This window comes from Microbacterium sp. NPDC089188 (assembly GCF_040685155.1).
GTDB lineage: Bacteria > Actinomycetota > Actinomycetes > Actinomycetales > Microbacteriaceae > Microbacterium > Microbacterium galbum.
Genome location: NZ_JBFBHH010000001.1, coordinates 295,233 through 312,715 on the forward strand (window position 1 = coordinate 295,233; position 17,483 = coordinate 312,715).

Genomic DNA, 17,483 nt, shown 5'->3' on the forward strand with positions numbered 1-17,483 from the left:
GTCGCTTCCGCGTATCGCGAAGCGACAATTCTCGGCACGTCACGCGATGAAGATCAGAGCTCTTCGCGGAGCCAGCGGGCGGCCTCGACCGCCCAGTACGTCAGGATCGCGTCGGCGCCGGCGCGACGGATTCCGAGGAGGCTCTCGAGGATCGCGCCGCGGCGGTCGATCCAGCCGTGGGCGGCGGCGGCCTCGACCATCGCGTACTCGCCCGAGACCTGGTACGCCCACACCGGCACGTCGACCGACGCCTTCACGTCGGCGAGCACGTCGAGGTACGGCAGCGCGGGCTTGACCATCACGACGTCGGCACCCTCTTCGACGTCGAGCAGCGCCTCACGCACGCCCTCACGGCCGTTGCCGGGGTCGAGCTGGTACGAGCGACGGTCGCCCTTCAGCTGCGAGTCGACGGCCTCGCGGAACGGACCGTAGAACGCGCCGGCGTACTTCGCGGAGTACGCGAGGATCAGCGTGTCGGTGAAGCCCTCGGCATCCAGCGCTTCACGCACCGCGCCGACCTGGCCGTCCATCATCCCCGACAGTCCCAGCATCGCCGAGCCCGCGCGGGCCTGCGCCAGACCCATCGCCGTGTAGCGGTCGAGGGTCGCGTCGTTGTCGACCGCGCCGTCGGAGCGGAGCACGCCGCAGTGACCGTGGTCCGTGAACTCGTCGAGGCAGAGATCGGTCTGCACGACCACCGCGTCGCCGACCTCGGCCACGACGGCCTCGGTCGCGCGGTTCAGGATGCCGTTCGGGTCGTCGGCCCCGGAACCCACGGCGTCGCGCACCTCGGGAACGCCGAAGAGCATCACTCCGCCGATGCGCTGCTCGGCGGCCTCGGCGACCGCGCGGCGGAGCGAGTCCATCGAGTGCTGCACGATCCCGGGCATCGACCCGATCGGACTCGGTTCGGTGATGCCCTCGCGCACGAACATCGGCAGCACGAGCTGCGACGGCACGAGATGCGTCTCGCGGGCGAGACGACGGACGGCGGGGGTGCGGCGCAGACGCCGCGGGCGGTGCTCGGGGAAGCTCATGACGTCGATTCGTCGGGGGTGAGGGGGAAGCGGGCGACCGCCTCGATGAGGGAGTCGACGGTCTGCCGCTCGGCCACGACGTCGACGCTGAGTCCGGCGCGCTTGGCGTCTTTGGCCGTGCGGGGTCCGATCGCCGCGATGACCGTGGATGCCGGGATCTCGGGGAACTGCTCGACCACCTGTTCCGCCACCGAACCACTGGTGACGAGGATGGCGTTGATGCGGCCCGAATGGACGTCGCCGGCGATCTTCTCGGTCACGGGCACGCCGACCGTGCGGTACGCCACGACGCTGCGCACGTCGTGCCCGGCCTCGATCAGCAGGCGCGTGAGGACCGGCTTGGCGATCTCGCTGCGCAGGGTCAGGACCTTGCGCGGCTCGGTCTCGATCTCGATCATCTGCTCGGCCATGCCCTGGGCCGAGTTGTCGCGCTCGGGCACGAGGTCGACGCGGTAGCCGACGGCCTGCATCGCCGCCGCGGTGGTCTCGCCGACCACGGCGACCTTCGTCTCGGCGGGGATGACGGCCTTGTAGGCGTAGAGGACGTCGACCGTGGTCGCGCTGGTGAGCGTGAGCCAGTCGAAGGCGCCCGCCGCGAGGTCGGCGAGCGCCTCGTCGAGGGTCGCCTGATCGTTGGTGGGCGCGAAGTTGATCAACGGCGCGATGACCGGAACGGCTCCGAGCTGGCGCAGGCTGGCGGCGACGCCGTCGCCCCACGGACCCCCGCGCGGCACGAGCACGCGACGACCGGACAGAGGTTTGGGCACGCCGCCCGTCGAGGGGTTCGGCGTGTTCCAGTGGCCTTCATTCATGTGGTCGACTCTCGTGGTACCAGGTCGGCCGCCCCACGTTCGAGCAACCGACGCGCGGCTTCTCGGCCCGCTCGCGCCGCTCGCGCGATCGGTCCCCCGTCGTCGGCAGCATCCGCTCCATTGCCACTGCCCGTTTCCCCACCATACCCCGGGGCGAGGCGCACGGTCCGGTCGATACCGATCCGTTGCGAGCCGTCGAGGGCGTAGACCACGGCGCGCAGCCGCAGGTCGCCCCCGGCCAGCGACGCGTGCGTGCCGACCGGCGCGCTGCACCCGGCGTCGAGGGCGTTCAGCACCACGCGTTCCGCGGTGATCGCGACGCGGGTGTCCTCGTCGTCGAGCTCGGCGAGGGCGGCGTGCACCTCCGGGTCGATGTCGCTGCGGGTCTCGATCGCGAGCGAGCCCTGGCCGGGCGCGGTGGGCCATTCCGCGAGGCCGAGCGCCTCGGCCTGCAGCCCGCCCAGGTCGCCGCCGAGACGCGAGATGCCCGCCGCGGCGAGGATCACGGCATCCAGCTCTCCGTCGCGCACGCGCGCGAGGCGGGAGTCGACGTTGCCGCGGATGTCGTGGATGTCGAGACGCGGGTTGTGCCGCAACGCCTGCGCGATGCGGCGGGGCGAGCCCGTTCCGACCCGCGATCCCGGCGCGAGCGAGCCGAGGGGGGTGCCGTCGCGCGTCACGACGACGTCGCGGGCGTCCTCCCGCGGCGGCGTCGCGGCGATGACGAGGCCCTCGGGCTGCACGGTCGGCAGGTCTTTCAGCGAGTGGACGAGGAAGTCGCAGCGGTCGGCGGCGAGCGCCTCGCGCAGCCCGTTCGCGAACACGCCGCGCCCGCCGAGCTGCGACAGCGAGGCGCGGTTGACGTCGCCCTCCGACACGATCGGCACGAGTTCGACCGCCCGACCGGAGGCCGCGGCCACGGCGTCGGCGACCATCTGCGACTGCGCCATCGCGAGGGTGCTGCGACGCGTTCCGAGCCGCAGAGGCGCGCTCACTGGAGGATCTCGGGGATCTCGTCGAGCGTCACGAGACGACCGGTGTAGAACGGAACTTCCTCGCGCACGTGACGACGGGCCTCGGTGTAGCGGAGGTCGCGCATCATGTCGACGAGGTCGGTCAGCACGTCCGCCTCCATGGGCAGGAGCCACTCGTAGTCGCCGAGGGCGAAGGATGCCACGGTGTTGGCGATGACGCCCTTGTAGGCGCTGCCCTTCTTGCCGTGCTCGATGAGCATCTCGCGACGCTCCTGCTCGGGCAGCAGGTACCACTCGTAGCTGCGCACGAACGGGTACAGGCAGAGCCACTGCTGCGCCTCGATGCCGCGGAGGAATCCGGGGACGTGCGAGCGGTTGAACTCCGCGTCGCGGTGCACGCCCATCGCGTTCCAGGTGGGCAGCAGGTTCTTCAGCAGCTCGGTGCGACGAAGGCGCCGCAGGTCGCGCTGCAGCGCCTGCGGGTCTTCGCCGTGCAGCCAGACCATGAGGTCGGCGTCGGCGCGCAGACCGCTGACGTCGTAGAAGCCGCGGACGGTGACGCCGTCGGCCTCGATCAGCGAGACGAGGTCGGCGAGCTCGGTGGACTCGGCGGCGGTAACCGGATTCTCGGGGTCGCGGCGGAAGACCGCCCACAGCGTGTACACGGAGGAGGAGCTGTCGTGGGACATGGCTCCTAGTCTCGTCTCGCCCGGGCGGCGGGCCAAACCCGTTGACTCGCCGACGAAGCACCCCCGCCCGCCCGAGGCCGTTGGTATCGTTCGCTGACGGCGTCGGGGGACGCCCGTCGGAGGGGTGCCCGATGTGGCTCTACGACCTGCCCATGTCCGTGGGTCTGCCGTTGTTCATCGTGCTGGTGGTGGGCGGATCGTGCGTGATCCTGCTCATCCTGCGCAAATGGGTGTTCCGCGTCGCCCCGCAGGGCGAGGAATGGGACCGGGTCCTCAGCTACGCGGTCGGCGCCTACGGCGTCTTCTACGGCGTGACCCTCGCCCTCATCGCCGCGGCCGCCTACGGCAACTTCACCGAGGTCGACGGCGTCGTGCTGCAGGAGTCGTCGTCGCTGGCATCCCTCTACCGCACCGCGGCTCTGCTGCCCGATCCGCAGGGTGACGAACTGCAGAACCAGATCGTGCAGTACACCCGCAACGTGATCGACCTCGACTGGCCGATGCAGCGGCGACTGGAGATCCCCGCCGAGACGGATGCCAACATCTCGGCCATGCAGCAGGCGATCGGCCAGGTGCAGCCGACGACGGCAGCCGAGACCCTGTACGTGCAGCAGTCGCTGGATCAGTTCCAGCTGCTCGTGGAGAACCGCCGCGACCGCATCGCCCTGACCCACCTGGCCCTGCCGAGCGTCCTGTGGATCGTGCTGAGCGTGGGCGCCGTGCTGAACGCCATCCTCATCGCCCTCATCGAGGTGCGCAACCTCCGCGTGCACCTGCTGATGTCGAGCCTGCTGGCCCTCTTCGTGGCGCTGCTGCTGTACGCCATCGCCGGCTTCGACCACGCCTACGCGGGTCCGATCGCGGTGACGCCGGAGTACTTCGAAGACCTGCTGAGCGGCCTGTTCCTGAACGAGCCGTGAGCCTGTCCCCGGCGAAGCCCGGGCCCGCCGGAGGACCCTCAGCCCGTCAGCCCGCGACAGGACCCTGAGCCCGTCGAAGGGTCCGGACCCGCCCGGCCACCGGTGGTTTCGACGGGCTCGGCCAGCTCCGTCCGGTACACGCCGAAGCGGCCCGACCCCGGCGAGGGACGGACCGCTTCGGTGATGTTCAGCGCGTGTAGGCGCGCACGATGCCCCACACGGCGAAGCCGACGAGGGCGGCGACGCCCGCCACGGCCGCGGCGGCGGCACCGGGGTTGCGCTGAGCCTTCTCGCGGACGTCGTGGATCGTGCGGTCGACGGCGTCGCTCGCACGGCGCGGCACGTTGGCCTTGACCTCGATGGCGGCGAGCGCCGCCTTGAGCTCGGCGCGGGCCGATTCCACCGGGTCAGTGATGCCCAGCGGCACCGCGGTGCGGGGCACGGGGACGGGACGCTCAATACTCATCGCGGACCTCCTTGACGATGCGGACGTCTTCGGCGATGGCCTCGCCCGGGTTCTCGCGGTTCGAGAGCTTCTTGAACCGCAGGTAGCCGAGCAGCGCCAGGATCGCCGTGATCACGACCATCACGCCGAAGACGACGAGGGCCGACAGCCACACCGGCCACCACGACGACAGCCCGGCGATGACGAAGGCGAAGAACACCGGAATCGCCCAGAACAGCACGATGAGGGCGCCGACGAACCAGCCGGCCCCGATACCGGCATCCTTCGCCGTCCGCTGCGCCCACGCCTTCGCCCCGTTGATCTCGGCGACGACGAGGTTGCGCACCAGCTCGGGGATGTCGCCGAGCAGCTCGAACAGGCTGTCGTCGGAACGGTCGCGGAATCCGCGCGGAGTGGTCATGCGGTCAGCTCCCGGACGAGGTGGAGCCGCTCTTGGCCGCGCGAGCGCGCGTGGTCGCCGACTTCTCCGCCTGCTCGGCGTCGTCGACGGCGTCCTCGACGACATCGGCCACCTCGCTCGCGGAGCGCTTGGCGGCACGGCCCGCGCGCTCGGCGCGCTCCTGCACCGTGCCCGAACCGGACGCTGCGCTGGTGACGGACTTGGCGCCCTTCCACACCACACCGGGAACGGACTTGAGGGCGGAGACGCCGAGCGCCTTCACCTTCTCGACCTGTCCCTGAACGACGGGCTGGCTCCAGACCTTGTCGGCCTGCTCCTTGATCTGCTCGTACCGCTGGCGGCCGGCGCGTGCTCCGAGCACGTAGCCCGCCACGAGTCCGACGACGAGTGCTGCTTTGCCCCTCATGGGGTCTCCTCACGCTCGATCGAGTGCTGGTCGAGTCTCACAGTAGTCATGTATGCCGCGTCCGGCATCCGGCCTTGACAGGCGGCGCGGTATGGCCGACGGTGACGCGGGTCAGCTGCGCCAGAGCGCGACGCTGCGGACGCGATCGGCCTCGTCGCGCGCGTCGGGGATGACCTGCGCGAGTCCCGTCCCCGAGAGCCACGCGCCCGTCGCACCGAGCCCGGGGACGGCGCGGACCGCGCCGCGCGCCGCCTGCGTGACGGCTGCCCGGCCGATCGTGGCGGCCGGCTGCGATTGCACGTAGCGCACGCGGTGCGCGGCCCGGAGGCTGGTAGCCGGCAGCTCGACGCCGAGCATCGCGGCGGCTTCCGAGAGCGCGAGGTGCGCCGCGCCGTCGTCGTCGAGAGCAGCGGTGGCGGGCTCCTCCCCCTGCGCGCCGAACGAGACGCGCACGACGTGGACGCCGGGGTCGGCGGCATCCCGGACCCAGTCCCATTTGGCGCTCGAGTGGGTGAGGGCCTTGGCCACGTGACTGCCGGGCACGGTGAGCACGCCGGTCCCCCGCGGCGCGCTGTCGAGGACGGGGGCGTCGAGCACGAGGGTCACGACCTCGACCACGGGCGCGATCGGATCGCCCTCCTCGAGCCCCGGCACGACGGGCGCGAGCAGCTGTCGGGCCGACCCCTCGGGCAGGGCGACGATCACGGCCTGCGCGCGCAGCGGCTCGTCGTCGACCGACGTCGACACCGCCCAGCCGTCGTCGACCTGGCTGAGCCCCTCGGCTCGCACGCCGGTGCGCACCTCGACGTCGGCGTCGCGCAGGCCCGCCGCGAGCGCGTCGACCAGGCGCGACATCCCCCCGACGATCCCCTGCACGGCTCCCCCCGGCGCCGGGGCCTTGGCGGCGCCGGTGGTGACCGGGACGTCGGATGCCGGGGCATCGGCCGGACGGGACGGAGGGCGGCGGGCGCGCAACTCGGCGACGGCGCCCGTGAGCGAGCCGGTGCGGGTGAGGGCGGCGTTGAGCCCGGGGGCGGCGAGGTCGACGTCGATGTCGTCGGGTCGCGCGGAGTACACCCCGCTCGTGACGGGGGCGACGAGGCGGTCGAGCACCCGCGCGCCCAGGCGCGAGCGCACGAGCTTTCCGAGGCTGAGGGCATGGCCGATCGTGAGGGGAGGCCGCACGCGATCGACGTAGGCCCGCCAGGCGCCCGACCAACCGATCACGCGCCGCACATCGGGGGCGAAGGGGTTGTCGGGGATGCCGAGCACGCCGCCCTTCGGCAGGGGCGCGGCGCCCACGCCGGGGACGCCCGCCACCCAGGCTCCCGCCGGATTCGGCGAGACCACGTCGGCGCCGAGGCCCAGTTCGTCGAGCAGGTCGCGGACCACGCCCCCGCGGGTGGCGAAGCTCTCGGCTCCCACGTCGAGCGTCATCCCGCCCACCTCGGCGGAGCGCACCACGCCGCCGAGCGCGTCGGAGGCCTCGAGAACCGTGACCCGCAGGCCCACCTTCGCGCACTCGCGCGCGGCGACCAGGCCGGAGACGCCCCCGCCGATCACGATCACGCGCGTCTCGTGCGCGTGCTGCACGAGACGATCGAGGGGCTCGCTCACGCCCGCTCCCCGTCGGCCGGGGCCCCCTGCGCGGGAGCGGCGTCGACCGAGGCTCGGTGCGCGTGGGCGACGATGCGCGTCAGCACGTCGGGGTCGGTGTCGGGCGGCACGCCGTGGCCGAGGTTGAGGATGTGCGCGCGCGCCGCGCGTCCGCGGGCGAGCACGTCGTCGACGTGCGCCGCGAGGACGGGCCAGGGCGCTCCGAGAAGGGCCGGGTCGATGTTGCCCTGCAGGGTCACGTCGGGGCCGACGAGCGCGGCGGCCTCGTCGAGCGGCATCCGCCAGTCGACACCCACCGCGTCGGCGAGCCCGCCCAGACGCATGTCGTCGAGGAACGCCCCGGTTCCGACGCCGAAGTGGATGCGGGGAACCTCGATGCCCTGAAGGGCCTCGGTGGAGTGCGGGGCGATGAACTCCCGGAACGTCGCCGGTGACAGCGAGCCCGCCCACGAGTCGAACAGCTGCACGGCCTGCGCCCCGCCCTCGATCTGCGCGTCGAGGAAAGCGCGCGACACCTTCGCGAGCCAGCCGGCAAGACGGTGCCACGAGGCGGGGTCGGCGTGCATCATGCCGCGGGCGCGCAGGTGCTCCTTCGACGGTCCCCCCTCGACGAGGTAGGCGGCGAGCGTGAACGGCGCCCCGGCGAAGCCGATGAGGGGGACGCTGTCGCTGAGCTCGGCCGTCACGCGCCGGGCGGCCTCGCGCACGGGCTCCGCCGCCGCGGCCACGTCGGCCGGATCGATCGCCGTCACCCGCGCGACGTCGTCGGCGGTGCGCACGGGGTCGGCGAACACCGGCCCGCGGCCGGGCTCGATCACGACGTCGACGCCGGCCAGGCGCAGGGGCACCACGATGTCGCTGAAGAAGATGGCGGCATCCACGTCATGCCGACGGATCGGCTGCAGCGTGATCTCGGCCGCGAGATCGGGCGTCAGGCACGCGTCGAGCATGCGCGTACCGACGCGCAGCTCCCGGTACTCCGGCAGCGAGCGCCCCGCCTGCCGCATGAACCACACCGGCTGCCGCTCGGGACGGTCGCCTCGGAGGGCGCGGAGGAGCGGAGCGTCGGGGGATGCGGATGCCATGGCATCCATCCTCCCATTCCACCCCTGTGCGCGAGGGGGATGCCTTGACGTCGAGAGGCCGCTCGGAATACCCCGAGGCGCCCGGGCGTAGAATATGAGCGTGTTGCTGTGCGTCAGCGCGAGTCACAAGACCGCGTCCTTCGAGCTCCTCGAGCGCCTCAGCGTACCCCGCACCCCGGTCGCCCCCCTGATCGCCGAGCACGCCGAGCTCGTGCAGGGCGCGGTCGTCGTCGCCACGTGCAACCGCTTCGAGGCCTACGTCGACATGGACGAGCCCGTCACCGCGGCCGTCGCCCTCGGCGTCGACGCCACCTTGAGCGCCATCGAGGCGGCCACCGGCGTCCCCGCCAGCGAGCTCGAGGGCTCCTACACCGTGCTCGGCGGCGACGACGTCGCGGAGCACCTCTTCTCGGTCGCCTCCGGCCTCGAGTCCGTCGTCGTCGGCGAAGGCGAGATCGCCGGCCAGGTGCGTCGCGCGCTCACCGAGTCGCGGCAGCTGGGCACGACCTCGGCCGAGCTCGAGCGGCTGTTCCAGCGCGCGTCCGAGGCGCAGCGCGGCGTGAAGAACTCCACCGCCATCGGCCGCGCCGGTCGCTCCCTCGTGCGCCTGGGCCTCGAGCTCGCCGACAGCCGCATCGCCGACTGGTCGACGCAGCGCGTGCTGCTGGTCGGCACCGGCGCTTACGCCGCCGCCACGGTCGCCGCCCTGCGCGACCAGGGCGCCGAAGACATCTCGGTGCACTCGCCCTCGGGTCGCGCCGCGAAGTTCGCCGCCAAGCACGGCCTGCGCGCCGTCTCGGCCGAGACGTTCCCCTCCGCCGTCGCGCACGCCGACCTCGTCATCACGTGCACGACCAGCGAGCACCACGTCGTCAGCGCCGCGACCTTCGCCGCCGGCCGCACCGGCGCCGAGACCACCGCGGCCGCCGGGTGCCCGGTCGACCACGCGGGCCGCCGTCTCGTCATCGACCTCGGCCTCCCGCGCAACGTCGACCCCGACGTCGCGACCGTGCCGGGCGTGGATCTGCTCGACCTCGAGACCATCCGCCTGCACGCCCCGCTTGAGGAGCTGCAGGCGACCGACGCCGCGCGCGACCTCGTGCGCGACGCCGCCCGCCGCTTCGCCTCCGTCGGTGAGCGCAAGAACATCACCCCCGCGGTCGTCGCGCTTCGCGCGCACGTCTTCGGCGTGCTCGATGCCGAGGTCGCCCGCGTGCGCGCCCGCGGCGACGAGGGCGGCCAGACCGAGCAGGCCCTGCGGCACCTCGTGGGCGTGCTGCTGCACACCCCCACCACGCGTGCGCACGAGCTGGCCGAGACGGGCCGGGCCGACGAGTACATCGACGCCCTCTCGGCGCTCTTCGGCATCGAGGTCGAGGGCTCCCCGGAGTCCGCCGCCCCGCGTCGCGACATCGCCGACGCGGGCTGAGACCCCCTTCTCGCCTGCTGTCCTCGGGCAGGATGGATGCCGTGAGCACACCGGCATCCGAGGTCTACGTCGTCGCGGGCGAGGACCGCGCCCGCAACGGACTGCGGTGGGCGGCGACCGTGGTGCTCGGTCTGCTCGACGTGGGCGGGGGCGCGCCGGCGGTGAGCGAGGTCGTCATCCGGCGGGTGGACGGATCGCTCGTGAAGCGCCTCCCTCCCGGCGACGTCGATGACTTCCGCTCGCAGCTGAACGAGATCACGCTCGACCTCACCTCGATGGATGCCGTGCCCTTCGCGCGGAAGTGGATCGCCGCTCCGGAGTGAGGCGGGTCGTGCCGCGCCCGGCGGAACCGAGGATGGGGGCGTCCGCACCGCCGGCGCCGGTCGGTCGCGGGAGAATGGGCGTATGAGCCTGCGCATCACCGATGATCCCGCCGCCGACGAGCTGCTCTCGGCCAACCCCCTCGCGCTGCTGATCGGCATGCTGCTCGACCAGCAGGTGGCGATGGAGACGGCTTTCGCGGGACCGTTGAAGATCCGGGAGCGAACCGGGTCGATGGATGCCGCGAACATCGCCCACGAAGACCCCGAGGCCTTCGCGGCGGCGTTCTCGCAGTCGCCGGCCGTGCATCGCTACCCGGGTTCGATGGCGAAGCGTGTGCAGGCCCTCTGCGCCGCGGTCGAACAGGATTGGGACGGCGACGCCGCGAACATCTGGACCCGTGACGACCCCGACGGCGCGACGGTTCTGAAGCGACTGAAGGCCCTGCCCGGGTTCGGCGAGCAGAAGGCGAAGATCTTCCTCGCCCTGCTCGGCAAGCAGCGCGGCTTCGACGGCGCGGGATGGCGCAACGCCTCCGCGCCCTACGGCGAGGACGGATCGTTCCGCTCGGTCGCCGACATCGTCAGCCCCGAGTCGCTGACGAAGGTGCGCGAGCACAAGCGCGCCGCGAAGGCGGCGGCGAAAGAGGCGAAGAAGGACTAGCCGCCGGGCAGCGTCGTCCCCTCGCGCCCGGGCCGCCGGGGCCGGCGGGCGGGCGTCGACGCCGGGGCGTGGAGTGGGCGGCGAGGCACACGGCAGGGGAGAGCCGCGGACGACGGAAGGCGGGCGCCGTCCTCACGGCGAGGGGCCGACGGCGCGGCGCTCGGGTCGAGGCACGAGCTGCGCGGCGTTCTCCACCGGCTCTCACCGCAGGGCGCGCAACGCCAGGGCGACCGCCTTCACCTCCCGGATGCGACGCTCGTAGGTCGCGGCGACCACGATGAGCAGCGCACCCGCGATGCCCAGCCACAGCCACCACAGCCCCGAAGCGCTCTCGTACAGCGCGGTGATCCAGGGCCACAGCTGCGCGACGGCGTGCACGATCAGCACCACGCCACCGAGCACCACCGGAGCCTGGAGACGCCGGCGCACACCCCAGAGCAGGGCGACGAGGGCTGCCGCGCCGAGGCCGATGACGCGCCACAGCGCCGAGTCGCCGGAGAAGTCGAACAGCAGCGAGGGGACCAAGAGCACACCGAGACCCGCACCGAGCGCGGGCCAGCTGCCGAGCTCGGGCGTCGAGCGCAGCGATCGGATGCCGTGCACGAGCAACGCCGCCGCGAGCGGAAGCGTCGCGGTCTCCACCGGATCGGCGGCGCCGACGGCGACCGCCACGATCGCGAGGGCCAGGCCGAGTCCGAGAGCCGCCCACCGCACGAGGGCGGCACGCAGACCGCGCCACAGCACGCCGACGGCGAAGACGACCGCGAGCGTGACGACCACCCGCACGACGTCCTGACCGGGAACGGCGATCAGACGCACCGCCGACAGACCGGTCACCAGAGCGAGCGCGGAGACGGCGAGAGCGGGCGGCATCCACACGGGAACGCCCGTGCGTCGGCGCGCGAGCAGGACGGCCGCGCCCATCAGGACGACCACGAGCACGACGAGCCAGAGGTCGAACGACGCGGCGCGGACGTCATGCACGGCGCGCACCGCCGTCGCGATGGCGAGGGCCGCGCCGGAGATCGCCACGGACGGCACGAGAAGCACCGTCCGTGGGCCGGACAGCAGTCGCGGCGCGGTTCCCAGCACGATCGCGGCGGCCAGGGCGACGCCGATCGCGCGAGCGGGGGAGTCGCCCGCGAGGATCGCTGAGGGGAGCAGCCCCACAGCGAGGCCGACCGCGGCCGTGACGACGAAGGGCAGGGGCATCGGCAGCGACTCCGGGCGCGGGCGGGACCACCGCATCAGCGCCGCCGCCAGGGCGACGAGCGCGAGGGGAATGGTCGCCCACTCGATCGGGCGCACGCCCCCGGCCGTCGCGGCGGCCGCCACGAGCGCCGCGCCGCCGAGCGCCGCACCGCCGACCGACATCTCGGCGACGGTCGGATCGCCCGCGCCGAGGTGCCGGCGCAGCAGCACGACGCCCGCGGCGCCGAGCACCGCGATGGCCGTCGCGACGCGGAGGACCGGACCGACCGCGGCCGCGACGAGCACCGCCTCGCCGAGGGCGAGGACAGCCACGGCGGCGATCGCGACACCGCGCGAGGCCGGGGCGGCCCACGTCGTCGCCCGACGCGAGAGGCCGACCGCCGCGACGGCGAACGCCAGCGCGGCGGTGGCGAGCGCGGCATCCGGTGCCGCGGATCCTGCCGCGCCGAGGTCGACCGCGCGGGTGACGCGCACCGCGACGCACAGCACCAGTGTCAACGCCCCCGCGGCGGCGACGCCGACGGGCAGCACGTCGGGCGTGCGCGCGGGGCGGACCCAGGCGCCCGCGAGGAGGGCGAGGAGGGCGAGCCCCCCGGCGACGACCGCCCGGACGAGATCGTCGGGGTCGGCCAGTGCGGTGGGGAGGAGGGCGACCCCCGTGCCCGCCGCCGCGATCACCGCGGGCGTCACGGCCGAGCGCTCCGGACGGCGTCGACGTGCGCGCTCGGTACCGGCCGCGAGGGAGAGCAGCGCGACACCGACCGGGAGGGTGAAGAACTCGACGGTGTCGGTGCCCTGCCACAGGAGGCGGGACCAGAGGGCGGCAGCCCCGACGGCGAGCGCGAGCCAGACGAGGTGACGCCGCGCTCCGCTCGAGGAGAAGAGCCCCTCGGAATCGGTGGCCCACAGCAGCACCGCGACGGCGGCGAGGAGGAGCGGCACCCACCGCAGGCCCTCCGACGGGGCGGCGGCGACCGCCAGCACGAGGACCACCGCCGTACCCGCATCGGTCAGCGCCCGCACGGCGGGTTCCGATCGGAGGGCGCGCAGAGCGACCCCCGCCACGACCACCCCGAGGGCGGCGGCGGCGATCGTTCTCGCGGACGCGGTCGCGCCGGCGAGGCGAAGCACCGTGTCGGTGGTGGCGGCGGCGAACAACGGTGCCGTCAGCGCGGCCGCGGGTCGCGCGATCCGCCACGTGGCCAGGCTCGGCGCCCCCGCGAGGGCGATCGTGGCGACGACGGCGGCGAGGCCCGCCCCTGCGATCCAGGCGTCGGCGGCGGGCGGCGCCGTGAGCAGCGCCACCCCGATCGAGAGCCCCGCGCCGATGGTCGCCGTGAGCGCACCGGCCGCACGCTGGGTCACGTCGAGTCGCACCCGTCGGGCGAGCGGCGACACCAGGAACAGAAGGCACCCGGCGGCCACGACACCGGCGGACGCCGCGGGGGCTCCCCCCGCGAGCGATACCTCGATGCCCGCGCGCAGAGCGGAGGGGAGGAGCAACGCGCTGGCCGAGACGAAGGCGACGACTCCGGCGGTGGAGGCCACCCGGACCGAGCGGTGGACACCGGCCGCCATGGCGATGACGCCCGTCACGACGACCGTGCTGACACCCCACGCCAGCGGTGAGGCGAACGACAGGACCCACCCGCCGAGCAGCGCGATCGTCCCCGCGATGACGGCGAGCACGACGCCGCCGGCGACCACGGGGGCTGCCGAGGGGACCGCCGATTCGAGCGGCGTCGCCCCGGGATCCGCCGGAACCATCGGCTCCGCTCCTGGCGTCGGCGCAGCGGGAGCGGGGGCGATCGGAACGGGCCCGGGCGCGATGGCTGCCGTAGCGTCCGGATGACCGACCGCGCGCGGCGCGTCGGCGCGCGGCGGAGGAACCGCCGCCGTCCCGCCGGGGACGGGCGAGGACGCGGCCCCGACCGGGGTGGTCCCCTCGCGGGTCAGCACGCCGCGACGGCGGAGCAGCACCACGACCGCGACCAGCGTGAGGGCGAGGTACCACGCGACGACGAGCAGCAGGACCCGCAGCTGGGGTCCGGCGAGGAGCGCGATCGCGGCACCGGCCGCGAGGGCGGCGAGACGCCGGCTGCCCCACGCACCCGTGAGGCGCCAGGCGATCGCGGCGAGAGCCACGACGGCCGCGAGGGCGATCACGGCGGCGGTGGCCTCGGCATCCGGGTGGCGGACGTCGAAGGCGGACCGCCCGAAGACCGGGACGACGCCGCTGAGCTGGACGAACACCGCGCCCGTGGCGGCGCCGACCGGCGCGAGGGAGGCCAGCCCGGCGACCGCGAGGGCGGTGATCGCGCCGGCGGCGAACGTCGTGCGCGCAAGGCCGGGCGCCGCCCGACGCCCCGCGACGTCGAGGGTGAGCGCCACTACCGCGGCGACCACGACGGGCACCGTCACGGTGAGCGTCGCATCGGCCGCCCGCACCACGGCGACCGCCACCCCGGCGCCCAGGGAGAGCACTGCGGCGATCGCGGCGACCGGTGCGAGTCGCGACTCGCCCCGGCGGGTCATCGTCCACGCGTGGGCCGCGAGGGCCAGGGCAAGCACCGCGGACGGCAGGACCGGCGCCCACGTGGACTCCGGGTCGAGCAACAGGGCGGCCGCGAGCGCCATGATCGCCGCCAGGCCGGCGACGGCACGCACCGCGGCGATCTCCGGCCGCAGCGGAGCACGCGGCGGGCGGCCGAGCAACGGAGCCAGGGGGGCCGCGATCGCCAGCACCACCACGACGAGGCCCGAGACGTACCAGGCGAGCAGCGTGTCGGATCCGACCACCCCCGCGGCCAGGATGGCGGGGCCGACGGCCAGGGCGACCACCGCCGTCGACAGCGGCGCGCGCAACCGGGACAGCCGCGACCAGCCGACGAAGGCGGCCCCCGCGGCGGTGGTCGCCGCACCCCAGTACACGGCCGCATCGAGGGATGCCGCTCCCCCCAGGTCGTTGGCGCGCACGGCCCAGACATCCAGCGCCACCAGGGCGATGCCGAGCAGCGAGATGCCCTCGGCCGTGGCCTCGAGCCGGCGCCGACGGAGGAGCGAGGCCGTGGCGATCACGGCCGCGGTGACGAGGCCGATGATGACCGAGCGCAGGACGAGTCCGCCGCTGATCCACGCGACCGTGAGGAAGAACACCGCCGCCACTGCTAGCAGCACCACGCCGGTCGAGAGCAGGAAGACCTGCACGCTCGAACGCCGCGGTTTCGCCGGGTCGGCCGTGGTCAAGCCGACGGCAGGGGGTTCGTCGCCGGGCGGCACGTGCACATCGGCGGAGGCCGCGGCGGCCGGGGTCGCGGAGGTGCGGGGGACGCCCGAGGCCGCGGGCACCGGCAGGCGTGGGGACGGCGGTGCCGCGATGTCGGTCGCCGAACCGGGCGGGGGGAACACCGCTGCGGCGGGGGCTTCCGCCGGGGCCGCAGCGGGCACCAGCGCGGGCGCGGGCGCGGGACGCACGGGATGCCGTTCGGCCTCGGTCGCGCGGACCGGGCTCGATGCGGCGCCCTCGCTCGCCCGGTGGATGAGGAGGAGGGCCTCGGCGCGTTCGTCGACGAGGGCGACGATGCGCTGCGACAGGTCGAGCACACGGGCCGTGCGTGCGTCGGTGAGGTCGAGACCGCACGCGGGACAGGGCGAGACCGTGATCGCGGTGAAGCACGAGGGGCACCGCCCGGTGTCGACGAACGCCCCCGGCTGCGGGGGCCAGGAGATTCCCGAGCGTGCGCCCGTGTGTTCGACTTCCATCGTGCCCCCTCGGCGTCGATCGTCGCCCCAGGCTAGCGAAGACCCCGCCGCCCCCTCGGCCACCGTCCACGGCGGGGGGCGCACGGCTCCTCCCCCGTTCCGCACCGCGGACGCCGTCCCACCCCGCCCGAGACCCCGTCGCGCACGCCGGCCCGGCTGGGCGATCCGTGCTCCGGGTACGCCGACGCCGTCACCCGCGGCACCCTGCACCCTCGAAACGCGAAGACCGGATGCCACGGCCCCGAGGCCCCGGCATCCGGTCTCCCGTGACGCAGGTCAGGCGCCGCGCAGGCGCTCCGCCAGGTAGCCGTGCAGCGCGTCGAGGCCGATGCGCTCCTGGCCCATCGTGTCGCGGTCGCGCACGGTCACGGCGTTGTCGTCGAGCGAGTCGAAGTCGACCGTGACGCAGAACGGGGTGCCGATCTCGTCCTGGCGACGGTAGCGGCGACCGATCGCGCCGGCGTCGTCGAAGTCGATGTTCCAGCCCGCCGCGCGCAGCGCGTCGGCGGTCTCACGGGCCAGCGGCGACAGGCGCTCGTTGCGCGACAGAGGCAGCACCGCGACCTTGACGGGCGCGAGACGCGGGTCGAGCTTGAGCACCGTGCGGGTGTCGGTGCCGCCCTTGGCGTTGGGCACCTCTTCTTCGCGGTACGCGTCGACGAGGAACGCCATCATGGCGCGCGTGAGGCCGAACGAGGGCTCGATCACGTAGGGCGTGTACTTCTCGCCCGACGCCTGGTCGAAGAACGTGAGCGACTGGCCCGACGCCTCGGAGTGGCTCTTGAGGTCGTAATCGGTGCGGTTGGCGACGCCCATGAGCTCGCCCCACTCCTTGCCCGGGAAGCCGAAGCGGTACTCGACGTCGATCGTGCCGGCGGAGTAGTGCGCGCGGTCGTCTTCGGGGACGTCGAAGCGCTTCATGTTCTCGGGGTCGATGCCGAGCTCGATGAACCAGTTCCAGCACGCCTCGACCCAGTGCTCGAACCACTCGTTCGCCTCGGCCGGCGGGGTGAAGTACTCGATCTCCATCTGCTCGAACTCGCGCGTGCGGAAGATGAAGTTGCCGGGGGTGATCTCGTTGCGGAACGCCTTGCCCACCTGGCCGACGCCGAACGGCGGCTTGCGACGGGATGCCGTGAGCACGTTCGAGAAGTTCACGAAGATGCCCTGCGCGGTCTCGGGACGCAGGAAGTACAGGCCCGACTCGTCGTCGACGACGCCGAGGTAGGTCTTCACCAGGCCCGAGAACGACTTCGGCTCGGTGTACTGCCCCTTGGTGCCGCAGTTCGGGCACGGGATGTCGGCGAGACCGTTCTCGGCCTTGCGGTTCTTGCGGGCCTCGAAGTCCTCGATGAGGGTGTCGGCGCGGAAGCGCTTGTGGCAGCTCAGGCACTCCACGAGCGGGTCGGTGAAGGTCGCGACGTGACCCGAGGCCTCCCACACGCGCTTGGGGAGGATGATGCTCGAGTCCAGACCCACCATGTCGCCGCGGCCACGGACGAAGGTCTGCCACCACTGGCGACGGATGTTCTCCTTCAGCTCCGTGCCGAGGGGACCGTAGTCCCACGCGGAGCGCGAGCCGCCGTAGATCTCACCGGCCTGGAAGACGAACCCGCGGTGGCGGGCGAGGGCGATGACCTTGTCGAGGCGGGACTGTTCGGCCACGGTGGCTCCAATGGTCGGGAAAGCT

The 17,483-nt window shown here is 73.5% G+C and carries 15 protein-coding genes; 4 read left to right on the forward strand and 11 right to left on the reverse strand.

Annotated features, from left to right (window positions below; all coding sequences use genetic code 11):
- Positions 1–53: 53 nt before the first annotated feature.
- From hemB to hemQ, 4 genes are read right to left on the reverse strand one after another with little or no spacing between them, the layout of a single operon-like run.
- A complete protein-coding gene (gene hemB, locus AB0N80_RS01270; RefSeq protein ID WP_315994323.1) occupies positions 54–1,037 on the reverse strand; it encodes a porphobilinogen synthase in 984 nt (327 codons plus the stop codon).
- Complete coding sequence (locus AB0N80_RS01275) at positions 1,034–1,849, reverse strand: uroporphyrinogen-III synthase (protein WP_363577096.1); 816 nt, start codon at positions 1,847–1,849, stop codon at positions 1,034–1,036. The genes hemB and AB0N80_RS01275 overlap by 4 nt, the downstream gene beginning before the upstream one ends.
- Positions 1,846–2,844, reverse strand: coding sequence for a hydroxymethylbilane synthase (hemC, locus tag AB0N80_RS01280; protein WP_315994321.1), 999 nt, complete (start codon positions 2,842–2,844; stop codon positions 1,846–1,848). The genes AB0N80_RS01275 and hemC overlap by 4 nt, the downstream gene beginning before the upstream one ends.
- Positions 2,841–3,512 carry a hydrogen peroxide-dependent heme synthase gene (hemQ, locus tag AB0N80_RS01285; protein ID WP_315994320.1) on the reverse strand — a complete coding sequence of 224 codons (672 nt, stop codon included), beginning with the start codon at positions 3,510–3,512 and terminating at the stop codon, positions 2,841–2,843. The genes hemC and hemQ overlap by 4 nt, the downstream gene beginning before the upstream one ends.
- Positions 3,513–3,643: 131 nt before the next feature.
- Here hemQ and AB0N80_RS01290 point away from each other — a divergent pair, with 131 nt between their 5' ends.
- Complete coding sequence (locus AB0N80_RS01290) at positions 3,644–4,432, forward strand: DUF4239 domain-containing protein (protein WP_315994319.1); 789 nt, start codon at positions 3,644–3,646, stop codon at positions 4,430–4,432.
- 187 nt (positions 4,433–4,619) lie between these two features.
- On the opposite strand, the gene AB0N80_RS01295 is transcribed toward AB0N80_RS01290, so the two are convergent.
- The 5 genes from AB0N80_RS01295 to hemE all read right to left on the reverse strand — a co-directional run bounded on the left by AB0N80_RS01295 (position 4,620) and on the right by hemE (position 8,406).
- Positions 4,620–4,898 carry a hypothetical protein gene (locus AB0N80_RS01295; RefSeq protein WP_315994318.1) on the reverse strand — a complete coding sequence of 93 codons (279 nt, stop codon included), beginning with the start codon at positions 4,896–4,898 and terminating at the stop codon, positions 4,620–4,622.
- Positions 4,888–5,298 carry a phage holin family protein gene (locus AB0N80_RS01300; protein ID WP_315994317.1) on the reverse strand — a complete coding sequence of 137 codons (411 nt, stop codon included), beginning with the start codon at positions 5,296–5,298 and terminating at the stop codon, positions 4,888–4,890. The genes AB0N80_RS01295 and AB0N80_RS01300 overlap by 11 nt, the downstream gene beginning before the upstream one ends.
- 4 nt (positions 5,299–5,302) lie before the next feature.
- Positions 5,303–5,704: a hypothetical protein gene (locus AB0N80_RS01305; protein ID WP_315994316.1), complete on the reverse strand. Its 402-nt coding sequence runs from the start codon at positions 5,702–5,704 to the stop codon at positions 5,303–5,305.
- A gap of 111 nt (positions 5,705–5,815) precedes the next feature.
- A complete protein-coding gene (gene hemG / locus AB0N80_RS01310) occupies positions 5,816–7,321 on the reverse strand; it encodes a protoporphyrinogen oxidase (protein ID WP_363577098.1) in 1,506 nt (501 codons plus the stop codon).
- Positions 7,318–8,406, reverse strand: coding sequence for a uroporphyrinogen decarboxylase (hemE, locus tag AB0N80_RS01315; protein WP_315994314.1), 1,089 nt, complete (start codon positions 8,404–8,406; stop codon positions 7,318–7,320). Before hemE ends, hemG begins: the two co-directional genes overlap by 4 nt.
- A 100-nt stretch (positions 8,407–8,506) precedes the next feature.
- Between hemE and AB0N80_RS01320 the strand changes: the two genes are divergently transcribed.
- From AB0N80_RS01320 to AB0N80_RS01330, 3 genes are all read left to right on the forward strand, one after another.
- On the forward strand, positions 8,507–9,835 hold the full coding sequence (locus tag AB0N80_RS01320; RefSeq protein WP_315994313.1) for a glutamyl-tRNA reductase: 1,329 nt from the start codon (positions 8,507–8,509) through the stop codon (positions 9,833–9,835).
- Positions 9,836–9,876: 41 nt separating this feature from the next.
- Positions 9,877–10,158: a hypothetical protein gene (locus AB0N80_RS01325; protein WP_315994312.1), complete on the forward strand. Its 282-nt coding sequence runs from the start codon at positions 9,877–9,879 to the stop codon at positions 10,156–10,158.
- Between the two features lie 82 nt (positions 10,159–10,240).
- Positions 10,241–10,819: an HhH-GPD-type base excision DNA repair protein gene (locus AB0N80_RS01330; protein WP_363577100.1), complete on the forward strand. Its 579-nt coding sequence runs from the start codon at positions 10,241–10,243 to the stop codon at positions 10,817–10,819.
- A 201-nt stretch (positions 10,820–11,020) separates the two neighbouring features.
- Here the strand turns inward: AB0N80_RS01330 and AB0N80_RS01335 are convergent, their stop codons facing one another.
- Both AB0N80_RS01335 and AB0N80_RS01340 read right to left on the reverse strand, forming a co-directional pair.
- Complete coding sequence (locus AB0N80_RS01335; protein ID WP_363577102.1) at positions 11,021–15,793, reverse strand: hypothetical protein; 4,773 nt, start codon at positions 15,791–15,793, stop codon at positions 11,021–11,023.
- 276 nt (positions 15,794–16,069) lie between these two features.
- On the reverse strand, positions 16,070–17,458 hold the full coding sequence (locus AB0N80_RS01340; RefSeq protein ID WP_315994309.1) for a glycine--tRNA ligase: 1,389 nt from the start codon (positions 17,456–17,458) through the stop codon (positions 16,070–16,072).
- Positions 17,459–17,483: the final 25 nt, after the last annotated feature.